General features: G+C 38.7%; 25 protein-coding genes. 5 read left to right on the top strand and 20 right to left on the bottom strand.

The annotated features are described in order from the left end of the window. Positions 1-48: 48 nt before the first annotated feature. The 5 genes from FF105_RS03635 to glmS all read right to left on the bottom strand — a co-directional run bounded on the left by FF105_RS03635 (position 49) and on the right by glmS (position 6,570). Positions 49-1,767 (bottom strand): proline--tRNA ligase, encoded by a 1,719-nt coding sequence (locus FF105_RS03635; protein WP_010279278.1) that lies wholly within the window; start codon positions 1,765-1,767, stop codon positions 49-51. A gap of 37 nt (positions 1,768-1,804) precedes the next feature. Continuing rightward, complete coding sequence (gene rseP, locus FF105_RS03630; protein ID WP_290046348.1) at positions 1,805-3,058, bottom strand: RIP metalloprotease RseP; 1,254 nt, start codon at positions 3,056-3,058, stop codon at positions 1,805-1,807. A gap of 13 nt (positions 3,059-3,071) precedes the next feature. Beyond that, positions 3,072-3,866 carry a phosphatidate cytidylyltransferase gene (locus FF105_RS03625; protein WP_010279274.1) on the bottom strand — a complete coding sequence of 265 codons (795 nt, stop codon included), beginning with the start codon at positions 3,864-3,866 and terminating at the stop codon, positions 3,072-3,074. Between the two features lie 3 nt (positions 3,867-3,869). Beyond that, on the bottom strand, positions 3,870-4,646 hold the full coding sequence (locus tag FF105_RS03620; RefSeq protein ID WP_010279270.1) for an isoprenyl transferase: 777 nt from the start codon (positions 4,644-4,646) through the stop codon (positions 3,870-3,872). A gap of 118 nt (positions 4,647-4,764) precedes the next feature. Beyond that, the gene (gene glmS, locus FF105_RS03615; RefSeq protein ID WP_010279264.1) at positions 4,765-6,570 is read right to left on the bottom strand and encodes a glutamine--fructose-6-phosphate transaminase (isomerizing); all 1,806 of its coding nucleotides are present in this window, start codon (positions 6,568-6,570) and stop codon (positions 4,765-4,767) included. A gap of 206 nt (positions 6,571-6,776) precedes the next feature. Between glmS and ade the strand changes: the two genes are divergently transcribed. Both ade and FF105_RS03605 read left to right on the top strand, forming a co-directional pair. Then, positions 6,777-8,450: an adenine deaminase gene (gene ade / locus FF105_RS03610; protein ID WP_290046347.1), complete on the top strand. Its 1,674-nt coding sequence runs from the start codon at positions 6,777-6,779 to the stop codon at positions 8,448-8,450. Further along, positions 8,447-8,935: a hypothetical protein gene (locus FF105_RS03605; protein WP_147651318.1), complete on the top strand. Its 489-nt coding sequence runs from the start codon at positions 8,447-8,449 to the stop codon at positions 8,933-8,935. The genes ade and FF105_RS03605 overlap by 4 nt, the downstream gene beginning before the upstream one ends. Positions 8,936-8,978: 43 nt before the next feature. Here the strand turns inward: FF105_RS03605 and mgtE are convergent, their stop codons facing one another. From mgtE to FF105_RS03585, 4 genes are read right to left on the bottom strand one after another with little or no spacing between them, the layout of a single operon-like run. Beyond that, positions 8,979-10,343 carry a magnesium transporter gene (gene mgtE, locus FF105_RS03600; protein ID WP_010279260.1) on the bottom strand — a complete coding sequence of 455 codons (1,365 nt, stop codon included), beginning with the start codon at positions 10,341-10,343 and terminating at the stop codon, positions 8,979-8,981. Between the two features lie 2 nt (positions 10,344-10,345). Continuing rightward, the gene (locus FF105_RS03595; protein ID WP_031941022.1) at positions 10,346-11,248 is read right to left on the bottom strand and encodes an RluA family pseudouridine synthase; all 903 of its coding nucleotides are present in this window, start codon (positions 11,246-11,248) and stop codon (positions 10,346-10,348) included. Positions 11,249-11,307: 59 nt separating this feature from the next. Next, positions 11,308-12,102: an NAD kinase gene (locus FF105_RS03590; RefSeq protein WP_010279253.1), complete on the bottom strand. Its 795-nt coding sequence runs from the start codon at positions 12,100-12,102 to the stop codon at positions 11,308-11,310. After that, positions 12,099-12,674: a GTP pyrophosphokinase gene (locus tag FF105_RS03585; RefSeq protein WP_010279250.1), complete on the bottom strand. Its 576-nt coding sequence runs from the start codon at positions 12,672-12,674 to the stop codon at positions 12,099-12,101. The genes FF105_RS03590 and FF105_RS03585 overlap by 4 nt, the downstream gene beginning before the upstream one ends. 138 nt (positions 12,675-12,812) lie before the next feature. On the opposite strand from FF105_RS03585, the gene FF105_RS03580 reads away from it, so the two are divergent. Beyond that, on the top strand, positions 12,813-13,427 hold the full coding sequence (locus FF105_RS03580) for a DsbA family protein (protein WP_010279247.1): 615 nt from the start codon (positions 12,813-12,815) through the stop codon (positions 13,425-13,427). A gap of 156 nt (positions 13,428-13,583) precedes the next feature. On the opposite strand, the gene nrdG is transcribed toward FF105_RS03580, so the two are convergent. The 5 genes from nrdG to FF105_RS03555 all read right to left on the bottom strand — a co-directional run bounded on the left by nrdG (position 13,584) and on the right by FF105_RS03555 (position 18,552). Then, entirely contained in the window at positions 13,584-14,165 is a 582-nt protein-coding gene (gene nrdG / locus FF105_RS03575) for an anaerobic ribonucleoside-triphosphate reductase activating protein (RefSeq protein ID WP_031941021.1), read from the bottom strand. Beyond that, entirely contained in the window at positions 14,101-16,311 is a 2,211-nt protein-coding gene (gene nrdD / locus FF105_RS03570; RefSeq protein ID WP_168441466.1) for an anaerobic ribonucleoside-triphosphate reductase, read from the bottom strand. Before nrdD ends, nrdG begins: the two co-directional genes overlap by 65 nt. A 233-nt stretch (positions 16,312-16,544) precedes the next feature. After that, positions 16,545-17,504: an ROK family glucokinase gene (locus FF105_RS03565; RefSeq protein ID WP_031941020.1), complete on the bottom strand. Its 960-nt coding sequence runs from the start codon at positions 17,502-17,504 to the stop codon at positions 16,545-16,547. 161 nt (positions 17,505-17,665) lie between these two features. After that, positions 17,666-17,872 carry a YqgQ family protein gene (locus FF105_RS03560; RefSeq protein ID WP_004912041.1) on the bottom strand — a complete coding sequence of 69 codons (207 nt, stop codon included), beginning with the start codon at positions 17,870-17,872 and terminating at the stop codon, positions 17,666-17,668. Further along, the gene (locus FF105_RS03555; RefSeq protein WP_031941019.1) at positions 17,869-18,552 is read right to left on the bottom strand and encodes a rhomboid family intramembrane serine protease; all 684 of its coding nucleotides are present in this window, start codon (positions 18,550-18,552) and stop codon (positions 17,869-17,871) included. The genes FF105_RS03560 and FF105_RS03555 overlap by 4 nt, the downstream gene beginning before the upstream one ends. A 118-nt stretch (positions 18,553-18,670) precedes the next feature. On the opposite strand from FF105_RS03555, the gene FF105_RS03550 reads away from it, so the two are divergent. Beyond that, positions 18,671-18,964 (top strand): AFWIR motif membrane protein, encoded by a 294-nt coding sequence (locus tag FF105_RS03550; RefSeq protein WP_010279232.1) that lies wholly within the window; start codon positions 18,671-18,673, stop codon positions 18,962-18,964. A 90-nt stretch (positions 18,965-19,054) separates the two neighbouring features. Here FF105_RS03550 and ntdP read toward each other — a convergent pair whose 3' ends face one another. From ntdP to FF105_RS03520, 6 genes are all read right to left on the bottom strand, one after another. Continuing rightward, positions 19,055-19,624, bottom strand: coding sequence for a nucleoside tri-diphosphate phosphatase (ntdP, locus tag FF105_RS03545; protein WP_004912026.1), 570 nt, complete (start codon positions 19,622-19,624; stop codon positions 19,055-19,057). A gap of 53 nt (positions 19,625-19,677) precedes the next feature. Beyond that, positions 19,678-20,478 (bottom strand): recombination regulator RecX, encoded by an 801-nt coding sequence (recX, locus tag FF105_RS03540; protein WP_010279225.1) that lies wholly within the window; start codon positions 20,476-20,478, stop codon positions 19,678-19,680. Between the two features lie 349 nt (positions 20,479-20,827). Next, positions 20,828-22,114 (bottom strand): glycosyltransferase family 2 protein, encoded by a 1,287-nt coding sequence (locus FF105_RS03535; protein ID WP_010279217.1) that lies wholly within the window; start codon positions 22,112-22,114, stop codon positions 20,828-20,830. After that, positions 22,111-22,686 (bottom strand): hypothetical protein, encoded by a 576-nt coding sequence (locus tag FF105_RS03530; protein WP_139967490.1) that lies wholly within the window; start codon positions 22,684-22,686, stop codon positions 22,111-22,113. Before FF105_RS03530 ends, FF105_RS03535 begins: the two co-directional genes overlap by 4 nt. Further along, complete coding sequence (locus FF105_RS03525) at positions 22,679-23,377, bottom strand: hypothetical protein (protein WP_010279212.1); 699 nt, start codon at positions 23,375-23,377, stop codon at positions 22,679-22,681. Before FF105_RS03525 ends, FF105_RS03530 begins: the two co-directional genes overlap by 8 nt. Before the next feature lie 27 nt (positions 23,378-23,404). After that, positions 23,405-24,766 (bottom strand): FAD-dependent oxidoreductase, encoded by a 1,362-nt coding sequence (locus FF105_RS03520; protein ID WP_010279210.1) that lies wholly within the window; start codon positions 24,764-24,766, stop codon positions 23,405-23,407. A gap of 228 nt (positions 24,767-24,994) precedes the next feature. Here FF105_RS03520 and FF105_RS03515 point away from each other — a divergent pair, with 228 nt between their 5' ends. Further along, entirely contained in the window at positions 24,995-25,954 is a 960-nt protein-coding gene (locus FF105_RS03515) for a Dyp-type peroxidase (protein WP_010279207.1), read from the top strand. Positions 25,955-25,985: the final 31 nt, after the last annotated feature.

Genomic DNA, 25,985 nt, shown 5'->3' with positions numbered 1-25,985 from the left:
TTGAGTAAAAAAGCCGATCATTCATCGGCCAAATGTTTACTCACTTATTTATTCATTGTCACCTTGAAGCAAAACGGAAACTGAGTCAACCACTTCACTTACGCGCATTTCAATATTAGTATTACTTGCACGGACTTTGACTTCAACAACATCTTCACTCGCCTTTTTGCCAACCGTAATTCTAATTGGCAAGCCAATTAGATCAGCATCGGCAAACTTAACACCAGCACGTTCTTTGCGGTCATCCACCAAAACTTCCAAATGTTTGGCTTCTAACAAAGCTTCAAGCTCTTCAGCCACACGTACTTGATCAGCATCTTTCGTATTAACCGGTACAATATGAACATCAAATGGCGCAACACTGGCTGGCCAAACAAGCCCGTCCTCATCAGCTTTTTGCTCTGCAATCGCACTTAACAAGCGTGAAACACCGATGCCATAAGAACCCATCACAACATCAGTTTGACGACCATTTTCATCCAGAACTTGAGCGCCTAGTGACTTAGAATATCGGGTACCAAGTTTAAAAATATGACCAATTTCAATACCGGAAGTAAATACAAGGTGCCCTTTGCCATCAATTGCCAAGTCACCTTCTCTAGCAACACGAAAATCGCCAATATTTGTTTCCTCAATTTGGACGTCTCGTCCCCAATTCAAATTAGTCAAATGATAACCATCCTCATTGGCACCAGCGACAAAATTAGCCAAATCGGCAGCACGTTCATCAACCAAAAGTTGCACATTTTCAGGTAATGCAACTGGTCCTAGTGATCCGAATCCTGCACCAACAATATCACGGACACGATTTTCATCAGCTAATTCAAATGTATCAGCATTCAAGAAATTTTGAACCTTGACCTCATTGACATCATAATCACCTGTTGTCACAACTGCTACCAGTTGATCGTCAGCAATAAACATCATTGTTTTAACAAGTTCATTGGATGATTTACCCAAAAATTCTGCTACTTCCGCAATTGTTTTTGCATCAGGGGTTGCAACTTTTTCTGATGTCAATAATTCTGCATGACTGGTTTTTCTCTCATAGAAATCTTTGGCCATTTCCAAATTTGCCGCATAATCAGTCGCATCAGAATAAGCAATAGTATCTTCTCCAGCATCCGCAGGAGCAGAAAACTCCTTCGAATCTGATCCACCCATAGCACCGGCGTCACCGACAATTGCGCGATAATGAAGACCAAGTCGATTAAAAATGTTGACATACGCTTTTTCCATATTGTGAAAGGCGTCATCAAGACCTTCTTGGTCAGCACTAAATGAATAAGCATCCTTCATAATGAACTCGCGTGTTCGAAGCAATCCAAAACGTGGTCTATTTTCATCTCGGAATTTTGGTTGGATTTGGTAAACCACTAAAGGCAATTTTTTATATGACTTAATTTCATCAGCAATTAATTGGGTAAAGGTTTCTTCATGCGTTGGTCCTAAAATAAAATCACGATCTTGTCGATTTTTGAACTTGTACAACGCCGGACCGTATGTTTCATAACGCCCTGAACGCTGCCACAATTCTGCTGGTAAAATTTCTGGGACTAACATCTCATTGGCGTCAATTTTTGACATTTCTTCCCGAATAATAGCTTCGATTTTATTTAAAACCCGCTTAGCCAAGGGTAAATATGAAAACATACCAGCTGCAACGGGGCGGATATAACCTGCTTTTAACAATAATTGGTGGCTTTTAACCTCAGCTTCCGCCGGAACTTCTCGTAAAGTTGGCATCAGTAATTTAGACTGTTTCATATAAACTCCTCTTTTATTGAATATACTCTCATTTATTTTATCGCAAAATATCATTAATAGTAACAGCAATCATCAGAATTACCATTGCAATTGCACCTACCACGGTGACACCATTTTCAAACGATGCTGGTAATGGACGCCTTAGAATTGCTTCCAGTAAGTTCAAGATTAGTTTACCACCATCTAGAGCTGGTATTGGAATTAAATTCATAATACCTAAGTTAATCGACAAAAATGCCATATAGAATAGAATATTCAAAAATCCTGTTTTAGCAACAGTTGACGTTGTTTTGGCAATTGAAACTGGACCACCTAGTTTATCCAAACTAAACCCACCACTAAACAAATGTGTCAGCGCGTACCAAATTCGACTGGTTGTTGAAGCTGTTGTGTTGACACCATACTGTATGCGTGCACCAAAGCTCTGGTGCGTTTTCTCTGTGATACCCACCAACGGCGTTCTTGTACCGTTAACCGTAACCAAATTAGGTGTGACTTTGATAGTCTCTTGTTTACCGTCACGTACAATATTAATCGTCAGTTGCTTGTGTCCAGCACCGCTAATAGCGCTTGCTACATTTTCCCAAGTTGTGGTTTTTTGTCCATTCACTTTGGTAATTTGGTCACCTGCTTGCAGTCCAGCCTTTTGAGCTGGCATGTTGTTTTGAACTGTGCCCACAATCGGTTCGTTAAGTGTAACGCTTGGCAAGGTAAAACCTAGTCCTGAAAAAACAACTAAAGCTAATACAAAGTTCATAAATGGTCCGGCAACATTAATCAAAGCGCGTCGCGATAATTTCGCACTTTGAAACCATGTGTCACGCGGGGCGATTTGGACAGTCACACCATTTTCTTCAATGATTGTCGCATCATGACTAACAGATAACACTTTCATCTCTGAATTATCAGCTTGGTAACCTGTCAACGTCAAGTCATCACTTAAGTCGAAAGTGTCAATTTGAAATGGTACACCTTGACCTGCCTGATCAATCCGTGTGTCAATTTCGATAACTTTACTCTCTTGGTCAAAGCGTAGTCGCAATCGTTGACCCGCTTCTAAGTCAGGTGTTTCATCCATTCCGGCCATCCGTACATATCCACCAACAGGTAAAATACGAATTGTATAGGCAGTGTGATTACGATTCCAGCTCAACAATTTTGGCCCCATGCCAATCGCAAATTCTCGGACCAATACTCCAGATTTTTTGGCAGCAAAAAAATGCCCAAATTCATGGACTGTGACTAATACCCCAAAAACAAATATGAATGCAATTATCGCTGTTAAACTCATTCCAAATCTCACTTTAAATTAACATGCCTAAAATTGACATCAATGGCATAACGACCAACATGGAGTCAAAACGATCTAAAATACCACCATGCCCTGGTAAAATATTACCTGAATCTTTGACATTGAAGTGACGCTTTAAGCCTGACTCGATTAAATCACCAAGCTGTCCAGCAATAGACAAAACAACTGCAAATAATAAGAGTTCAATGAAGTTATAGGCTGGTAGCCAGTTAAAGATAGTATACAGAGATGCCACAACAATTACTGCCACCAAACTACCGCCAATTGACCCTTCCCAAGTTTTGTTAGGACTAATTTTTGGCGCAAGTTTATGTTTACCAATAGCTCGCCCAACCATGTAAGCACCCGAATCAGTTAGCCAAACAATTAACATACCAAACATCACTGTTGCCAATCCTTTTGTGTCGGCTTGGAAAAAATAATGAAATCCAGTACCAATATACAGCATGGCTAGAGTCAATGTCCCAGCATCATCAAAATTAAAATGGTTACGACTAAATACTGTATGAAGTAACAAAAGAAAGGCTAGTATATAAAAGAATATATGCGCACTTTTAATGAGTGGAATGTCTTGCCAAAAACTATTGGGCAAGATCAGCGCTACAACACCAATAAAGCTGACCCAAGCTTCCGCAGAAACAAAAAAACGGTGTTTCATACGCAAAATTTCACTCATTGCAATCACACCCATAATCAGTGTCAGAATCAGAAGTGGTGCGCCTCCAATGATTAAAAGAGGGACAAAAATAATCAAAGCAACTACTGCCGTAATTACACGTGTTTTCATAGCTTACTGTTTCTCGCTTTCGTCATTAAGACCCCCAAAGCGACGGTCTCTTTTAGTATAAGAAGTAATAGCTTCTATCAAATCTTCGCCCGAATATTCTGGCCAAAGAACATTCGTAAAATATAGTTCAGCGTATGCAGACTGATAAGGCAAAAAATTACTCAAGCGCAATTCACCGGAAGTACGAATCATTAAGTCAGGCGTGGCTAAGTCACCTAATGGTGAAGTTTGAAGTGCACTGGCAAAACGATTGGCGTCAATCTCTTCAGCTGCCAAATCACCCGACGCAACCTGTTGCGCTAGTAATTTCGCTGCTGCCACAATTTCAGTTTGACCACCATAATTAAGAGCAAAGTTCAAAATCATGCCCGTGCCTTGCGCTGTTTGTTCAATCGCACGCTGCACGGCATCTTGCGTACCTTTAGGTAGGCCCGCAACATCGCCCATAACTTCAACACGAATATTATTTTTAATCAGTTCTGGTACAAAATCATTAAAAAAATCAATTGGTAATTGCATCAAAAAGTTAACTTCGTCATTCGGGCGTGACCAATTTTCAGTTGAAAAAGCATATAGTGTCAATACTTCAATGCCTAAGTCGCTGGCTGCAATCGCAACTTTTTTGACAGTTTTCATGCCCGCTTTGTGGCCCGCAACACGTGGCATAAAACGTTGTTTTGCCCAACGACCATTACCATCCATAATAATGGCAACATGTCGCGGAATTTTGAGCTGGGAGACGGTCTTCGTCTCCTCATTTTTAATTTTAAAAAGCGCCAAAACGCTCCTCCTTCGTATGCAACCACTAAATGCATATATTGTATCTAACCTATTTTACCAGAATGGCGCGCAAGGTACAAAAAAATTCGATAAGAATTATCCTATCGAATCATTAAAATTATTGAACCGTAACACTCTTTGCCAAATTACGTGGTCGATCAACGTCTAGACCACGGTCAAGAGTTGCGTAATAAGCGATTAATTGTGCCGGGATGACTGTCAACAACGGCATTAAGAGCTCATTAACTCCAGGTAGAACGAAAGAGTCATCTTTTTTAGCTAAAGTCTTAGCAGCAATAATAACCGTGTTGGCGCCTCGTGCTGCAACTTGTGCAATTTCACCTCGGACAAGTCCAGCAGTTTTAGCCTGAGTCAGCAAAGCAAATATCGGTGTACCTTCTTCAATCAAAGAAATTGTACCATGTTTTAACTCCCCAGCTGCAAAACCTTCAGTTTGAACGTATGATATTTCTTTTAACTTCAACGCCGCCTCAACAGCAACCGCTGCATCTAATCCACGTCCAATATAAAATGCTGAACGACGGTGCTTTAAGGCACTTTCAGCAATTGATTTGAAAGTGTCTTTTTGATCAATAATCACTTGCATTTCAACAGCAACTTTTGCTAACTCATTTTTTAAATCAAATGGTGTATGACCAACCGCTGCAGCCAAAATAGCTGTCACAATAATTTGTGCTGTATAGGCTTTTGTCGAGGCCACAGCAATTTCAGGACCAGCTAGCAAAGGCAAGGCAAAGTCCGCTTCGCGGGTTAAGGTTGAATTCATGACATTTGCAATGGTTAAGGTTGGATAACCTTGTTTTGTGATATTATCCAAGACTTCTCGTGAATCAGCCGTTTCTCCAGATTGGCTTAAGAAAATGAAGAATGGTTTTTTACTCAACAAAGGTTGCTCATAGGCAAATTCTGATGAAATATGAACTTCTGTTGGTGTTTGCGTCCACTGTTCAAAATACCGTTGTCCCACAAGTCCCGCGTGATATGATGTGCCGGCCGCAACAATATAAATGCGATCTGCTGCCTGCATAGCTTCGATAATTTCAGGGGCAATATTTTGTACTTGCCCTTCATCGTCAAAATAGTATTGTGACAGAGTACGTGCAACGATGGCCTGTTCATCAACTTCCTTTAACATGTAGTAAGGATAAATTCCTTTGTCAGTTTCTGAGGCATCAATATCTAAATGAAAGGCTTCACGGGTAATTTGTTTGCCATTTGGATCAAACAAATCAATCTTTTGCTTGTCAATGACAGCAATTTCGCCATCCATTAATTCAATAAAATCATGCGTAACATCCAACATCGCTGTTGCATCTGATGTCACAACGTTGCCGACTTCTGAAACACCAATCAATAAAGGACTCTTTTTCTTGGCCGCATACATCAAATTAGGTGTCTGGCGATCCATCAAAAGGAATCCGTAGGCTGAGTTGCCATCCAACAAACTAATCATCCTACGAAATGCATCAAATGTTGACAAGTGATTTTCTTTTGAAAATTTGTCAATCAATTGAACGGCAATTTCAGTATCTGTTTGTGAGTGAAGTTGAACGCCTTGTAAATATTGATCACGTAATGCTTCATAATTTTCGATGACACCATTGTGAACTAAATAAAAGCGTCCATCCTCTGACATGTGTGGATGCGCATTTTCAACTGATACACCACCGTGAGTGGCCCAACGCGTATGAGCGATACCCGCAGTACCTTCAATACCCTTACCTTCTGTTGCACGTTCCAAATCAGCTACGCGACCTTTTTCTTTAACAAGAAAGTCACCTTTTTCGCCATCATTAACATACACACCAGCTGAATCGTAACCGCGATATTCTAATTTTTCTAACCCTTTTAACAAACTAGGTAACACTTGATTAACGCCTGTAAATCCGACAATTCCACACATATATAGCCTCTTCACCAAAACTGGTTTACTTTTTATTTTTAACTAACAGTAGCTATTTTACAGTCTTTGTAACCATTTGTCAAACAATAAACAAGAATTGGTATAGTCCTATTTTTATAATTGGTATAATTAAAAAACAACGTAGTGTCAAAATACAAAGTCTGCCATTATGGTATGATAGATAAAACTTGAAAGCGAGATCTATTGTGACACAAATTGTAACCTGGCATATTCGAAACGCAAAAATTTTGGATGTTTTTAATCTTAAATTCGATGATACTGAGCTTTGGATTGACAATAATATAATTGTTTATCGTGGCCCACGAGATGATCTTGCTGCAACTCACACATTTGATGCCGGGGGTCGATATATTGTCCCCGGTTTGATTGACGCACATCTTCATATTGAAAGTTCTCTACTTGCACCTAGTGAATTTGGCAAATTAGTGCTACCTCATGGTGTCACTCGTATCATTGCTGATCCGCATGAAATCGCTAGTGTAGCCGGTATTTCAGGCATTCAATATATGCTCGAAGAAGCGCGGCAAACACCACTTCACATTCACTATATGCTACCATCCTCAGTCCCTGCAACGCCTTTTGAACACGCAGGAGCAACACTTCATGCCGAAGCTCTCAAGCCTTTTTACAGCATTCCTGAAGTAAATGGGCTAGCTGAAGTGATGGATTATCCTGCCGTCGCAAATGGTGACCCAGATATGCTCGAAAAAATCAACGACGCTTTAGCAGCAGGTAAACACGTTGATGGTCACGGTGCTGGTTTAAGCCGCGCACAACTTTCAACTTATCGTCAAGTTGGTATCGATACCGATCACGAAAGTGAAAACGCTGCTCAGGCTTTAGAACGTGTCGATGCAGGATTTTCTGTCTTTGTGCGTGAAGGCACGGTAGAACGTGATGAGGAAGCCATTTTACCAGCTATTACAACAGCCAATCACGCACATTTTTCATTTGCCACCGATGATAAAACTGCCAGTGACATTCAACATGAGGGGTCAATTGATTTTAGTATTAACCTCGCACTTCAAAATGGTATTGCGCCGGAAATCGCTTTTACTATGGCAAGTTATAATCCCGCCAAAGCCCATAACTTAAAGAACGTCGGCGCATTAACAGACGGTTTCGTTGCTGATTTGGTTATTTTTGATTCATTAACACAATTCAAAGCTCAAGAAATCATGGTCGAAGGTCATTGGTATGAAAATAAGTTTTCAACTGTGACACCATTAGCAAACCAGTCTCTGAATTTCACATTATCCGCTAGTGATTTAATCTTGCCACTGGCAGACGATATGCCTGCACATGTTATCAATATTATGCCTCACCATATTACAACTCAGCATACCGCTGAAAACGTGCCAGTCGTTAATCATCATTTTAAGGCGAATACAACATTTGCTAAAGTTGTTGTGGCTGAGCGTTATCACGACTTAGGACATGGTTTAGGGATCATTAAAGGCTTCAACATGAAAGCCGGCGCAATCGGCTCAACGGTAGCGCATGATTCACATAACGTCATTATTGCCGGTGTTGATGACAAGGATATGTTATTAGCTGCTGAAACCTTAAAGAAAATCGGTGGTGGACAAGTTGTCGTGATCGACGGTCAAGTGACCGCAATGCCTCTTCCAATCGGTGGCCTCATGTCTGATCAAGATTATCAAACGACTATTGATCAAAATCGCGCTTTAGATAAAGCTTTTTCAAAAATCAGCGATGTGCCATTTGATCCCTTCTTAACGCTCTCATTTATGGCTTTACCCGTTATCCCGAGTTTAAAAATAACAGACCAAGGATTGTTTGATTTTGATAAATTTAGCTTCATTGATATTCAAGATGCAGGAGAATTTAAGTCATGAAAGCCGTTAGTATAAGCCCACAAGACCTATTGTCAATATTTTTAGGTCAAAAGACCACTTTAACAATTGCCTATACTGGTCAGTTACTGATTGCAGCCAATAAAAATGATCAACCACATTTACCATCGGAAATGGCTGGTGCAATTGTTAACATTCAAGAGAATCAGCTCACCTTAGTCAGTTTAGTTCATCCTTTTAAAATAGAATCGGAAGCGCAATTATTTGAAGTTGATAATCAACTAATTCAGCGTGAACCCGTCAATTGGTTTGGTCCACAAGCTTTAGTGATCGAAAAAAAAATGAGTGATTTTGCTAAAACTTATGATGGTCCACGCGCAAAAAATGGTGGAATTCCACGCAACTATATTCCTAATGAAATTGCCGAACCAATCATTTTGTCAGACCGCTACTGGCAGACTTATGCACAATTCGTCAATGATCCCGACGGTTCATTTGCAGCTCAAATCAAACCAATGTTTGATTAATTTATCTAAAAAACGTATCATCCAAGTTCTGGACGATACGTTTTTAATTACCAATAAAATGAGAAATAAACAATTGTGCGACGTTAAAATAGATTAAAACTGAAGTCAAATCTGACAACGTTGTAATAAATGGACCACTCGCAACCGCCGGATCAAATCCTAATTTATCTATTAACACGGGAACAAGATATCCTGCCAAATTAGCAACCATAATTGCAATCGCCATAGCAATACCCACAGCTAATCCAAGTTCAAAATTGTGTTTCCAAATTGTCACGATTGCAAACACTGAAGCACCTGTCGCGGTACCAACTAATAATCCTGCCAGTACTTCGCTCCAAAAATTTTTCCAAGCTGTATTATCAGTTCCCACCGCCAATCGACGGACCGCTAGCGCCAATGCCTGCGTTCCGGCATTACCCGCTGTACCAGTAATTAGCGAAATAAAAACAGCCAAAATGGAAGCTTTTTTGACTAAACCATCAAACGAGCTAATCAATGTCGCCGTTGACATACCTAGTAATAGCAAGGCAATCAACCATGGAATACGTTTTATCGCTGAATGCCAAGGTGTATCATCTGTCTGGCTAACGTTAACGGCAGCCAAACCTGAATAATCTTCAACCGCTTCTTCGTCAATAACATCAACAATATCATCAACCGTGATCACACCGAGTAGCAAGTCATTGTCATCAGTAACCGGAATGGAAAGAAAATTATAATCAGCCACAATTTGTGCCACATCTTGCTGATCATCACCAGCTTTAACACTAATAATACGATCATTAGTGATGTCTGACACCAGCATATCATCAGGGTGTGTTAACAAATCTCGCAATGAGATAACGCCGACCAAGTGTTTTTGGTTATCCAAAACATAAACGTAACTAATTGCTTCAGCTTCAGCAGCTTGGTGTTTAACCAACCGCATCACTTCAACGACTCGCAAATCCTCAGTCACAGCTAAATACTCTGTTGACATCAAAGATCCCGCTGTTTGATCGTCATAATCAATTAGCTTACGCATTTCATCTGCTTCCGCTTTAGGCATCAAGCTCAAATACGTTGCAACCAAACGAGATGGTAGATTTTGCAAGACATCCGCCTCATTATCGGCGTACATGTTGCGTAAAATTTCAGTCGCTTTTTGCGGCGGCATTTCTTGGAGTAATTCTCCAATGTCGTCATCATCCGCATCCAAATTATCGAAAACATCTGCCAAAGTTTCGTCATCTAGTAAACGCCACGCAACGGCTCGCATTTGTTCAGGTAACCCACTATAAACCTGACCCATTTCAAAATCATGCAACGCTTTAAATGAGACAACAAAATCCTCATCTTGACCCGAATGAAGCAAATCAGCCAAGTGAGCAATAGTTTTTTGTAATTGTTCTGCAGTTTCTTCCAAGCTTAGTCAATATCCCTTAATGTCTTGAGATCCTCGGGTAATTTTGTGTTAAATTCACGAAAATCTTCGATAAATGGATCATAAAACTTCATATGATAGGCATGTAGCGCCTGACGTTGGAGCCCATACCAGAGGGGGCCATTATAAAGATCATCACCTACTAATGGGTGCCCAATATTTGCAAAATGAACCCGTATTTGATGCGTTCTACCAGTGTGCAATTGTACCTTGACACGCGTCATTGGGTGTTGCCCATTCTCATCATAACAACGTTCAACCCAGTACTCTGTCCGCGACGGCTTACCATCTTCACGAACTTCACGCTTAATAAAATCACCCTCAACACGACCAATTGGGGCGTTAATATCTCCGTGATCATCTGATATAATGCCAGACGGATAGGCCAAATAAAATTTTTCCACGGTATGATCTTGCAATTGTTGATCTAAAACAGCATGGGCGAATCGATGTTTTGCCAACAAAACAATGCCTGATGTATCCCGATCCAGTCGTGTCACTACGTGAGGTACCAAATCTTGTGCCTCAATTTGTTCTAAATGGCCCTTAACTTGATTAACCAATGTGTGTAGCCGATCAGCATGACCTGGCACTGTCGTAACCCCATAGGGCTTATCAACTACCAGCCAATGCTCATTTTCAAAAATAATGTTCAGAGGCTTGTAATCAGGTACGACGAGGTCATTACTCTCTTCTACCGGCATCACAATCGTCACTTTATCCCCATCTTTTAAATAATCAGACGTATAAACTGGCTTTTCATTGACCAAAATCGCCCCACCATTATGTTTCATTTGACTAAACATACGGTGGGAAACGCCATGTTTTTGCAGAAACGTACGCACTTTGCGCGCTTCTGATCCAGTATAAGTCCAAGTAAACTGCATATTCTTATCATACACATCATTTGTCGACGTGTATTTTTCTCCTAAAAAATTTAAAATATTTATTCAATGTCATTGATGAAGGCATTTTGTACGCGACGCCAAAAATCAACGTGACGATATCTAGCAAAATGAACACATTTTTCAGACACTCTAAATCGCAATTCTAAAATATGATCACTGGCAATTTCTCCCTGATCATACATCACCAAAAAATTGTTACTCTGCGGTCTCATTACAATTTCTTGATCACGAGGAACAATCAGTGGCGATCCTAACGTTCTAAAAACACGATTGTTAATGGAGGCAATTTCCGACATTTGAATTGCCTGCAAAGCAGGGTGCAAAACAGCGCCACCATTAGCTTTGTTGTAGGCAGTTGAACCTGTCGGTGTCGCCACAGCGATACCATCACCCCTAAAACGCTCAAAAACTTCACCACCCAAATAAATATCGGCAACTAGCGTGCCGAGCGGTTGCTTAATGACGGCTTCGTTCAGTGCCAAATAGTGGCTTTTTTCTCCAGTTGTTTGAATAACAGTCAGTTCTAACAACGGATAACTAACTTTTTGCCCGTTATCATGACTTAAGCTGTCTACTAGTTGGTCTAATTCCGTGCTTAACCAATCTGTATAAAAGCCCAAATGTCCGGTATGTAAGCCAACAAACCTAACATGGTCAATTTGATTAACATAGTGCTGAAAAGCGCCCAAAAGCGTGCCATCCCCACCAACGGAAACGACAATATCAGGCTCTTCATTATCAACAGTTAAACCATGTTTGCGCATTTCTAAAGCAAGATTTTTGGCAACAACACGACTGCTAACATCTTCATTGTTGAAAATAGCATACTTCATTCTACTGCTCTTATTTCACTTAATTCTTGGTCTAAAGCAAATGTTGATTCTGATAGCTTGGTAAGACGATCGGCCAAATTATCACTTAATTCGCCATGCTTATAACGTAAATCATGTTCAACTGTTGCCCAAAAATTCATAGCCATTGTGCGAACCTGAATTTCTGCTAATACTTTCAGTTCACCACTATACATTTGAACAGGATATTCAATGACGATATGATATGACCGGTAGCCTGACGGCTTGGCATTAGTCACATAATCTCGCTCTTCTAAAATTTGAAAATCCGTACGTTGTCTTAGCAAATCGACCACAGTGTAGATATCTTCCACGTACTTGGTCATAATTCGTACACCGGCGATATCTTGTAAATCAAGCGACAAGCGACTTTCGTCTAGATGACGTCGCACAATTTTTTCTTCAATAGAGGCCTGCGATTTGACACGACCTGTCACAAATTCAATTGGTGAATCCTCACCATTTTTTTCATATTGATCACGTAATCCGCGTAATTTAACTTTTAATTCTGATACAGTTTGAACGTATGGTGTAAAAAAGATTTTCCAATCCATATTACTACCCCTTTTATACAATTTAAAACATCACTATTACATTTTAACATATTTTTGAGCCTATCATTTGTCAATCCCAATATTGACGGTTATACTAATATCTTGGATATTTAAATTGTTTTACGTAGGAGAAACACCATGATCGACATTTACCACTTCGCAAATCCTTTATCAGATAACTGTTTAGTAGCCGAAGAATGCCTTGAAAAGCTCACCCATACATTTTTTCAAAAAACGCGCTTACGCTTTATTCCTCTCATCAATGAACAAGTAAGCGCTAAATTAATCCAAGGTGAGCAAGCGCTACCGATAATGGATATGCCTTATGACAAGGAATCCTTAACTTATCGTGTGATTCTTGATTTTAAAGCAGCACAAATTGAAGGTAACAAAAAGGCGCGACCTTTTTTATTGTCTTTACAAAGTGCTTTAATTACCAAAAAACAGCCATACTCTCTCTCATTGATTACAAGCATCGCCACACAAGTTGGCCTTAATCTCGACGACTTTTTGACAAATCGGATGAGTCAAGAGGTCATTGATGCGCTAAAGGCAGACCAAAAATTAGCTTGGCAGTTACTGAATAAATATAGTGTGGCGATTGTGATTGATGACTCAAGTACACTTGAAACAAGTCTATTAACGAATTTTTCAAAAGAATCTCTGACAACTCATTTCAAAAATTTACGCCAACAGTTTGTTGTTAAGACAAAAGATTTGATATCTCCTGAAAATGCCAAAACGTTTGCTTAACTTTGCTATAATGCCATAAAATCAAATCACTATCAATCTAAAAATGATGACTAAATCTTTTAATATTACTTGTACAACGACATTTTCAGTTTGACACAAAAAAGCATAATGATTCATCAACACAGATAAATCATTATGCTTTTTTGTGTGACGCCATTATTTCACCAATTTGTCCCAAATTACAACTCGCTCGGATGCCAATGACTTGGGTACGTCAATGATTCGTTGATTGGCACTACCTCTGAATTGTAATGTTAAGTCCTTTTCTTCTTCTAAAAAACGACCATCAACCAAAATATCAATTAACGACAATAAACGCGCTTTATCATAGGTTTCGTTTTGCAATTCATCCCAAGTGTAGCCTGTCCAAGACCATATATCTTTTGAATGACCAAACTCTTGACGAACTCGGCGACACAGTTTTAGACACACATCCGTGTTGAGAAATGGCTCTCCACCCAATAAAGTTAAACCTTGAACATAATCTTGACTTAAATCTTCAATAATTTGGTCTTCTAATGCTTGCGTGTAAGGTTGTCCAAAATGGAAATTTTGAGCAGCAACGTTATAACAACCAGGGCACAGAAACAGGCAGCCACTCACGTAAAGGCTACAACGCACCCCCTCGCCATCAACGAAATTAAAAGCCTTGTAGTCAGCGATATAGTTTTGACTATACTTCTGCGCCGTCCATTCTTTTGGCATCGGATTGTTTGGTTTTCGCATAGATCGCGGCATGCTCGATCATCTCCTTGGTCATATTCTTTTCACGCGAAATAATTTCAATATGTCGCCCATGAACCATGGGCCGTTGTTGCGGATTACCAAGATAACCACAAGTTCTCTTGACAACATCGCAGAGCGCTGGATCATGGTTCCCACATTCAGGGCACATAAATCCTCGAGCAGTGGCTTTAAATTCACCAGCAAATCCACATTTAAAACATTTATCAATACAAGTGTTAGTGCCCAAATAACCGACATGATCATAAGCCCAATTCCAAACTAATTCTAACGCTTGTGGATTTTGTTTCAAGTTAGGATATTCACAATAATGAATAAATCCGCCCGACGCATATTTTGGGAACGTCTCTTCAAAACTTATTTTTTCAAACGGCGTTGGATGCTTTCTAACGTCGTAATGAAAACTATTAGTATAATAATCTTTATCTGTAATATCAGGCACATCCCCAAATTTCTGCTTGTCGAGATGGCAAAATGTATCTGTTAGTGATTCCGCCGGTGTCGAGTATAGGCTATAATGATACCCACTTTCCGCTTCCCACTGTTGGCAATACTTGTGCATCTTTTTCACAATTTCTTCAGCGAACGTATGTGCTTCGGGATTTTTTTCCCAATTTGGTCCAAAGAAAGTTAAGCATGTTTCGTATAATCCAACATAGCCCAATGAAATTGTAGCACGTCCATTCTTAAACACTTCATCAACTTTATCAGTTGCCTTGAGTCTTTTCCCAAATGCGCCGTACATGTAGAGCAATGGTGCATTTTCAGGAACAGCTTCTTTTGTTCTTTCAATCCGATACGATAAAGCTTCATGGCATAGCGCCATTTTTTCATCAAAAATTTCCCAAAATAGTGCCATATCACCTTTCGCAAATAGAGAAATACGTGGCAAATTCACCGAAACAACCCCTAAATTCATTCGGCCAGAATTAACTGTGACACCATTTTCATCTTGCCAGCCTTGTAGAAACGATCGGCAACCCATTGGTGTTTTGAAACTGCCAGTTAGTTCAACAATTTTGTCATACATTAACAAATCTGGGTACATCCGCTTCGTTGAACATTCAAGCGCCAATTGCTTAATGTCGTAATTTGGATCAGTAGGAGCAAAGTTTAATCCTTTTTTTAATGTGAAAATCAACTTTGGGAAAATAGCAGTTCGCTTTTCTTTTCCTAATCCCTTAATTCTGATATTCAAAATTGCTTTTTGAATTTCACGTTCAAGCCAACTAGTTCCCAATCCAAAATTAACGGTGGTAAATGGTGTTTGTCCTTGTGATGAGTACATTGTATTAATCTCGTACTCCAAAGCCTGCATCGCATCATAAATATCTTTGCGTGTTTTTTCTTTAGCGTAGGCGTCACTTTTGTCAGCAACTACCCATTGTTCGGCTTCAACAATATGTTTGTCATAATTCATCTGCGCGTATGGTGCCAATAATTGATCAATACGATTTGCTGAACAACCACCGTACTGCGACGAAGCGACATTAGCAATAATTTGTGCCATCTGTGCTGTCGCTGTTTGAATAGAATGTGGTGAATCTACCCACGCATTGCCTATTTTATAACCATTCGTCAGCAAATTATCAAAATCGATTAAACAACAATTTGTTGCTGGTGTCACAGGTGAATAATCTAAATCATGCCAATGAATATCGCCGCGTAAATGTGCCTTAGCAACAAGTGGCGGTAACATTTGTAGTCCCAAGGCTCGACTAGCTGCCCCCGCTTCCAAATCGCGTTGGGTATTAAACACACGACTATCTTTATTTGCATTTTCATGCACAACTGCTTCATCTCGTGAAAATAGTTTTTCAATTCTTTTTTGGACATTAGCGGCATCTGCAAAGTCTTGTTTCTCAGTCTGATAGTATGCCTCATATTCGTTAACAGCATCCAATTGTTCATAATTTGTGAGTAACGAACACAATAGATTGCGAATTTCGGAAGTTGTCACACTGACTTTAGAATCCAAATATTGATAAAAATCATGCTTAATCACATCAATAATGTGATTAGACAGATTAAGCTTTGTTAAAATAAAATTGATTTTGTATGCGTAAAATTCTGTTTCTTCCCCACTTTTCTTAATGATTGTTAGATTGGGTAAACTATCAAGTTCTATCATATGGCTCATTACTAAACGATTGCCTCCAGTGCTTTTCTAAATTGTTATAGTTAAAATGGTACAACTATTTTTTGCATAAGAGTAGGACAAAAAGTGTCCTCTATTGCCATCTTCTCTATAGAATACTGATATAATCGCATTTTAAGCGTTAAAAAATTTTATAATAATCGACGTTCAACTCACATATTTTGTTATACGCAAAAAAAGACAAATCAGTTGCATACTGATTTGTCTTTTTTTATTTATGCACGTGCAAGGCTTGCTGCGCCAATTACACCAGCATCATTCCCTAATTCGGCTAATTTCACGCGTGTTGAATTACGAACTGTTGGAAATGCAAACACCTTCCAATTTTCTTCGACACGAGCTCGCAGAAATTCGCCAGCAGCAGCTACACCACCGCCAATAACAATTGCAGATGGGTTCAAAATATTTGACATTGCTGCCGTAGCATATCCGAGATAATATGACACTTTGTTGACAACTTCATTAGCTAAAAAGTCTCCGTTTTTTGCCAAGTCGAAGACAATTTTTGATGTCACTTCTTCACCATCATCAATCATCTTTTTCAGCTTTGAGTTACCAACATATTCTTCCGCCAAATCTTGTGCCAAATGAACGACACCTGTCGCAGAAGCGTATTGTTCCAAGCAACCACGATTACCACAGGTGCACAAATAACCATTTGGCTCAACGACCATATGACCGACCTCACCACCGGCACCTACTGTACCGTGAATCAGCTGACCATTTGCAACCAAACCACCACCAACACCAGTGCCTAATGTTACAAACGACACTTCATCATCGTTGTTTCCAGCACCTTTCCAAGCTTCGCCAAGCGCTGCTGAGTTAGCATCATTATCAATCGTCAATGTAAATCCAGTACCAGATTCAATATCTGCTTTAACTGGTTGCTCAGTCTTCCAATTAAGGTTAAAAGCACCCGTTACCGTACCAGTAACCCGATTAACAGTGCCTGGCGTTCCCATGCCAATACCGATAATACGATCATGATCCAGTTGATACAAATCAAGGTGGTGATTAATTGATTCCACAATATCTGGAACAATATGAGCACCATCATCTAGAATATTTGTTTTGATTGACCATTTTTGCTGAATTTCACCTTGATCTGTCAAAATTGCAAACTTGATAGTTGTACCACCAAGATCGACACCGATAAGTTTATCTTTTGCCATGATAATTATAATAATGTTGCCCGATTTAATGACTGCAAGTTCACTGGACAGCCTCAATGAGGACAACATATTTCCTCCGTATGAATTGATTACCTACTCATTCTAACAGATATGACTAGCCAAGTGCAAGCGGTTTCACAGTCTAAAAAAAACAATGATAGTCAATCACTGGGACTTTCAAGTTCCAATCGATGTTCGTGTGCCAAAATGACTTTCATTGTTGCATACATTTTTGGTTGTATAATATCGGCTTTATATAAATTATCGACTTCTAAAGCAGCCATTTCGATGTCCCACAGCCGCTTACCAACATGAATATACACACCGAATTCTTTTAAATATTGTAGAACATCATAAAAAGTTTTCATGATCTTACTCCCATAAAGACAGTTAATCCGATTAAAAGCACTGTCAGTAATACCATCACTAGCCGAACATGCCAGCTGAATTTGCCGTTACGACTATAAAAACCAAAAATCATGGCAAACATTACACCACCAATGAAGCCGCCAAAATGCCCCCAAAGGTCAATATTTGTGGCAGAAAAACTTGACAACAATGTCAATAAAATAAACAATCCCATCATTGATCCTAATGCCCTTACGTTGGGGTCATGACGGAACTGATAAGCAAATATCATCAAGCCACCAAATAAGCCGAATAATGCTGTCGAGGCACCAACTGAAATCGTATTTGGCGAAAATAAATACGAAAAAATATTACCTGAAATACCGGAAAAAAAGTATAATCCCAAAAACTTACGGCTACCAAAAGCGTCTTCTGCTATTGGACCAATAAACCACAAAGTCAGCATGTTAGTGACAATATGCATAAAACCAGCGTGCAAAAATATAGGCGTGATTAAACGCCAATATTGCGAATCGTCCTTGATATAAGGTCCCCATTTAGCACCTACTTGGACCAAAAAATAGCTATTGTCGGTTGTCCCACCACTGACGACCAGCTCAATCACAAAAACAACAATTGTTACTGTCAATAATATCGTGGTTACTGGTGCAATTAAATAATGTGTTTTTAACGTTTTCATAGTACCCATTTTAACAGATTATAACCTTCGTTGCTCATATGAACTGTTCTATATACATATCATTTTTAATAGTCCTATGTTAAAATGACAACAATTAGTTATGTAAGGAGAACAACCAATGCTTGGTATTCTATTAGTCCCATTCTTTATTTTGATAGCTTTTATTTATTTAATCACTTTTATGTTCGTTAATACATTCGGTGTTGTTTCGCGACTCATTTTCGCCATCGTGATTATCTTATTACTAGCTTTTATCGTGAAAAACTTCTGGGCGGTCGTCGGTTTTATTTTATTGATTGCATTTGCTTTCTGGATTCGCCAGAGGTTTATTCAACCGCACATGAATCATCAAACGCAACAAGACCCATCGACATTTGATGGCGAATTTGAGGAAATGGATAAAGATAAGTAATCGTTTAGGCTCTATTTAATCAAATTGAGCCTTTTTGTTTGCATATAAATGACCAAACAAAAAAGCATTCAAATAATCAAATGCTTTATTTCAACGACGATCTTTCAACCGCTGTTGCATCAAATACTGATACCTTGCGTACCAAACATCTACATAACCCTGCGAAAACGGACCCGTGCCAGCGTTAATCCAATCAACCAAAATTTTGACATGTGCTTTTAAAATCTTATCGATTTCTGGTGGATAATGCCATTTCTTACTGTGAGCTGCGTATTCGTCAGCGTCTAGTAAATGTTTTTCGCCATCTGGAAACACTTTAACATCAAGATCGTAGTCAATATATTTAAGCGCCTCTTTATCCAATACATAAGGAGATGCTAAATTACAATAATACGATACGCCATTATCACGAATCATCGCAATGATGTTAAACCAATACTTTTTGTGGAAATAAACAATGGCTGGTTCACGTGTCACCCAACGCCGACCATCGTCTTCAGTCACTAAAGTATGATCATTTAGGCCAATAATCGCGTTCTCACTGGTCTTTAAAACCATGGTATCGCGCCAAGTTCGATGCAACGAGCCGTCGTGCTTATAGCTTTTGATCGTGATGAAATCACCTTCGCGTGGCCCGCGACCTGGTTTATCAACGCTCATAACGCTACCTACTCTTCTAACACCGAATTTCTATTTCAGTATACCACAATTTACTAGTCGTCTTCCAGCATTAAATTAGCCAATACGCTATCAATTAAATCAGAAGTGTATCCTTTTGCGTAGAGACCTTTTTTCGTTTTAAATTGGCGTTTTGAATTATCGTCACGATGATAGCGTCGCCATAATTTATCAGCTTCTCGTTGAATATTTTCTAGCTCTGACTGATCATCATTTTCTTCCTCTAAATGACTAACCGCATTTTGTGCCATATCAAAAGAAAAACCTTTTGTAGCGAGTGCCGTAATGATTTTTTGTTGCTTACTGCGCATTGATTCTCGTTTATACGTAACAGCTGCTTTTTGGGCGATTTGTGTTGCAATGATGATTTGTTCCTCAACGGTGTAGGTTGCCAATGCTTCTTCAATGTCGCTATCAGAGACACCTGCTTGTTTAAGCGCCATTTTAATAACAATTGGACCCTTTGGACTAATTGTTTTTTTAGTGGCAACATAATGCATGGCGTAATTAAGGTCATCAAGGTAATGTTGCGCCTCTAATTGACTGATCACTTGTGATTGCACTTGTTCAGGTATGTCTTTATCGTTCATTTTTAGCTGAACTTGTTTTATTGTCCGAAGCGAATGACCAAGATAGTTCAGGGCAACGCGCATTGCTTTCGCAACTTCGTCGCTCAATTTAATATCAGCAATCAAGTCATCATCCAGCTCACGCCCTTTCGCTAATCCGTATTTAATCAGAACACTCTCAGATACACCAAACGCAAATTGATTATCTAAATCAATGTTGTATCGACCAGCTTGTTTTTGAACTGAAATTTTGGTTATTATTTTCATAACGATGTGATATTTCTCCTCTGTCAACCAAAATCAGCCTAAAAAACAATATAAGTTCAATTCATCAAGTGAGCAGCAAAAGTCACAAACATCAAAATAAAAAAAAGAAAAGATAGCACCATTACAAAGACGCTAACAATAAAATCTTTATTTACCAGATAATAATGTTTCTGCGTGATTTCATTTCTTTTTTGATACCACTCTCGACGATTTTGATTGCATACTATACTGGTTAATATCATACCAAAAAAGCACAATACAAGTACAGCAACGCTCACCCAAAAATTAATCTGTGTATTTTGGGTCAATTGTGGCACTGCTCCTAGCAAAATCATGACTACCTCCAAATTTATTTTTTCATTTTTGTTCTAGTTGGGCTAACCCATGTCCCTTGCCCAGATAATCCCAAGACGCTTTTCAGGGCTGGAATAAAAGTAACAACTATTGTAATGGCGTTCATTTGCCAATACCATGCCATATACATGGGTGCAAATAGGAGATATTTTAATTTTGCACCGTGATTATCAAGCGCTAATGATGCCACTAATTGCCAGATGCCAACCATCGAGATGAATGCCGAGAAGACAAACGCAATATCCAACGTATGAACTAATTGCTCAGTATCGTTGGTAAAAAGAAAATACAGTAATCTTAACGCTAACCAAGTGGTAAAGATTAAATAATAAAAGCTCCAAATGATACTGCCTGTCTGATCTATTAACAAAACAATTTTTGAAACATGTCGAATTGGATGCTTAAAAATACGAGTAAAATTGGTAATCCAAGCTTCTGTGCCACCTTTGGCCCATCTTTTCCTTTGACTATATAACATGCTCAGCGTGCTAGGCACGTTGATGTAACATAGTATATCTGGCGCAAAAATGCCTTGCCATCCGTTAAATTGTTGATCCCAAGCTATCGATATGTCTTCGGTTGCACGATCCTGACGTAATCCGCCACAATCAAGCACAGCGTCCTTGCGATACATTGTATTTGCACCTGAATAAGCATACATACTGCCAAGAACACCAAGCTGTGATCTTTTAATAATACCCACAATGCTGGAAAACTCAACGGTTTGTGATTTTTCCAATAGTAAAGACCGATTTTGGACATCTATGTTTGCTGTGACGGCAGCAACATTTTGACCACCAGGGCGCAAAAAATAATTCATGTACTTCCAAAGCCCATCTGGCGCACACACCGTATCCGCATCGTTACTCAAAATATAGTCCCCACGACAAAAAGATAACCCGATATTAAAAGCATGTGCTTTACCCTTATTCTTATTGACACGTAAAACACGTAACTTCTCATATTTAACACTTAGTCTAGACAAAATTTCAGGGGTTGTATCAGTTGAGCCATCATCACAAACCAGCACTTCATAATTATGATATTCCAAATCGTTCATTAAATAATCAATCGTATCTTCAATAACCATTTCTTCATTATGGCAAGGAATCATGATTGTAATCATTGGCTCTTTTTCAACTCGAATTTTTTTAAAATCACGATCCAAAATTTTACCAACGTACACTGTGCGATAAAAAATACCACCAATAGTCCAAGCAATAGCGCCGATAATCGGATATAGGGTCAAAATTTGCACAAAAACTGTCAGAATTTGCTTCATTTAATTTCTACCCCACTTTCCTTAAATAAGTCACTAATTAGGTGATCATCAATATTTTGTTCTTCATTAACAGCATAATATTTCGTTGATTCACGAAAGCTTTTATCGCCATATCTACTCGTGTAAAGCTCATTCATGACTGACTTTCGCGCCTGAAGTTTATCGTCATTATACGTCATTTGATTCGGATATATTTTCTGTTCACGATAATTATTTCGTACCAAAAATGCCAAACTGCATACCAACACAACGACTATCGCAATTAAGATTGAAGCTTGTAAGAATTTAGTAAGATCAAACCCATCTTGATAATGCCAATGATACAATGATTGCCAAAAGCGACCATTTTGTAGTGAATCAAACAATATCAAGACTGGCAACACGAGTACGATTAAGAAAGCAAAATTGATGCCGAATTGTCGTAATTTAAGTTCCCAGTGTCCTTTGTCAAAAAAATCATCTTGCACAAAATTTTTCACATCTTGCGTATTTGAGACCTTATCATCAACCGCAATAAAAACACTTTCTTGACTAAATTGCTTAGTATTGGATTGTATATTTTTGTCAGTCATTTTTTTCAGCCAATTCAATTTTTTGTGCCAAGTTATCATTACGGTTCAACAGATACTTCTTTTCCAATTGTAAAAGCGTCTCTTTTGGGAAAATATTGGCATAATAGCCTGTATTTTTAAGGTCGAGTTGTAAAGCATATACCGCTTCTTTAATAAATGATGCTTGCCCACTTTCCATATATTTGATAATGACCAGTAAAAACTCAGATGACAGAAATTTTTCTGGAATCTTTGAGTCCTTAAGTATCGAATCGTTGACAATTTTTGAAGCTTTCTGATCAATTGCATCAACTTCTAATCGTAAGTTTGCCTCTAAATCTTGATTAATTAATTTTTTAATTGGCCTAAAAGCCTTATATTTTGACAATTCTTTTGACAACATATAGACGATTAAGAATAAAAAGGCCGACAACATTAATAATCCAACAACCCGCGTCCAAATATTTTCAGTCGTGCCAGTGCTGCCATACATTAAACTTGCTGCGCGATTAGAAAACACAATGCTTCCCAATAAAATCATTGGTAAAATTAATGCCACAACACTTGTAATCAGCGATTGTCTGTCGTTTGACTCTTTTTTAAATGCTCTGATACACTCATTTCTGGAAAAGGCGTTTTTTTCTAATTCTTGCAAAAGTTCCCATGACACATAGCAATAGTCTAACTCGCTAATCTTCTGGTTTGTTACCATTGTCAGCACTCCTTTCCAACGCCAACTTTACTTGACGGCTCTTTCTTTTTGGCGAATCGTATCAGCAAGAATTTGCGTGAAACTTCTAGGATTATTGAAGCCATGTTTGAAATAAAAATCACTGTATTGAAGGTCTTCAACCGTTAAATTATTTTGGATGGCTAGCGAAATAATCTCTGCTTGCGCGCCAACCTCAAAGGCTGATCCTTTACACTGGATACCTAATATTTTGTGCGTCTCTTTTTCATAAACCAAGTAAGCTTCAAAGAAACCATTGCCACTAACATACTGATCTCTGATAGAGACAACATCGCTATCAAAACCTTCTCGCTTCGCCTTTTCGTTTGTCAAACCAGACATACACAACGAAATATCACGATCAAAATTAAGTTTGTACGTACCTTGTGAATTTTTCAATTTCACACTATTGCCGGCCAAATTAACGCCTGCAACGTCTCCTTGGCGAATAGCATCACTCGCGTGTGGCACATAAGTTGGTTCCTTCACGTTGGTTAGCTTGGTTGTCGCACAATCACCAACGGCATAGACATCCGGATGACTCGTTTGCATGTAATCGTCTACAATAATCGCGCCGCGATCACCCAGTGCAACTTGATCAGCAACTAAAAACGAATTGGGTCTAAACCCAGTTGCATAAATAATACCGTCAGCCTCAAAATGTTGACCATCAGCCGTCCTGACACGACTAATTTTCCGATTGTTATCTTGTAGAATTTCCTCGTCAATGCTCGTAATCAAAGTATTTGTGATAATTTTAACGCCATTTTCTACCAATGCATTTTGCATATCAAGCGCAATTTCTTTATCCAAATATCGGTTTAAGATGAAATCTGAAGAATGAATGATTGTGGTATCAATTTTCAATTCACTCAAAATTTTAGCCATTTCAATGCCAATAGCGCCACCACCAATCACAATACAACTCCGACTTTCAGCCATTAATTGTTTAATTTTGACCGCATCTTCAAATTTTTTGATAACATATAGTTTATCCAAAAAACCATCTTGGACTAAGGACAGACTGGGATATGAGCCAGTCGCAATGACTAATTTATCAAAATGATCCTCCTTGGTTACATCATAAACCGTGTCAACATAGTGAATTGACTTATGATTGAGATCAACAGCATCAATCACAGTTTGTGTTTTAACCGTAATATGCTTTTCTTCTAGTTCAGCAATTGTGGTATAACTTGATAACTTCAAAAAATTACTATCGCCAGCTAAATAGAGCGGTATACTTTGCGCTACAAAACCGATACTTTTTTGCTTTTCATAAATGATAATGTTACTGTCTGGATTTTCTTCCCTCGCGCGTAACGCACACGCTATGCCGGCATGACTAGCGCCGATGATTCTAATTTCCATATCGCTTCTCCTTGCTCAATATTGGCTATTATAATGTTAATAATGCAAAATAGTCTTACTTAATCATCATAAAACTAATATTATTACCTATTTACGTTTATTTTACATGATAAATGTGAATTTTATGTGATTTATAGGTACATTAGAACTAATGTTATTTAGAATGATTATTGATTAAAATGATTATTTAGCGTATGATAGCACTAGATTAATAATTGGAGGGAAAAAATGACAATTAATCCATTAAAAGCACAAGATGTTTGGAAAGATGTTGGCGAGCACGTTCAATTCACTGTGCTCAAGTTAAAGAGAATAGATCGCTCAAAGACCCAAGCTGCGATTCAGGAATTTGCTGACCGTTCACAGGCAATTATTCGTTCGTTACGCATTCGTGATTCTCATTTAGCAACAGAATCAAGCTTGAAAGTTGCCATTGGATTTAGTGAAACAGCTTGGGAATATCTTTTCCCAAATCAACCTAAGCCTGCTGAATTAGAAACATTCAGCGGTGTTAAGGGTCCAGAATACGAAATGCCTGCTTCAACTGGCGATCTTTTTTTCCACATACGCGCTAGTAATGAAGCTGTTGTCTATGAAGCGCAAACACAATTTATGCGTTTTCTAAAAAATATCACTGATGTTGTTGATGAAACTAAGGGATTCCGATATTTTGAGGGACGTGCAATCATTGGTTTTATTGATGGTACGGAAGCGCCGGCCGTTGAAGATGCTGCTGGTTATGCCCTCATTGGTGAGGAAGATCCTAAATTCATCAACGGTTCTTATGCTTTTGCCCAAAAGTGGCATCACAATATGGATTTTTGGGGACATCTCAATAATGAAACCCAAGAAAAAGCAATAGGACGTGAAAAATTTACCGATCTAGAATTAGAAGATGATGACAAATTCAAGAACGCTCACAACGTTGCTTCTAAATTTGAAAAAAATGGCGAAGAACAAAAAATTGTTCGCATGAATGTACCATTTTCAGATCCAGCTTTAGGCAACACCGGTACTTACTTCATTGGGTATTCACGCTATTGGTCAGTTACCAAAGGCATGCTAACAAATATGGTAGAACAGTCTGATTATTTACTCACATTTTCAGATATTTTATCAGGTCAACTTTTCTTTATCCCTTCTCGTGATACTTTGGCTGATATCGCCGATGGTGTTTATAATCAATAAAAAAAGTTACTTCGGTTCATCACTGAAGTAA

The organism is Leuconostoc sp. UCMA20149 (assembly GCF_030400235.1).
Lineage (GTDB): Bacteria > Bacillota > Bacilli > Lactobacillales > Lactobacillaceae > Leuconostoc > Leuconostoc pseudomesenteroides.
The sequence above is the reverse complement of the archived record's forward strand: the minus strand, read 5'-3'. Positions and strand labels throughout refer to the sequence as shown.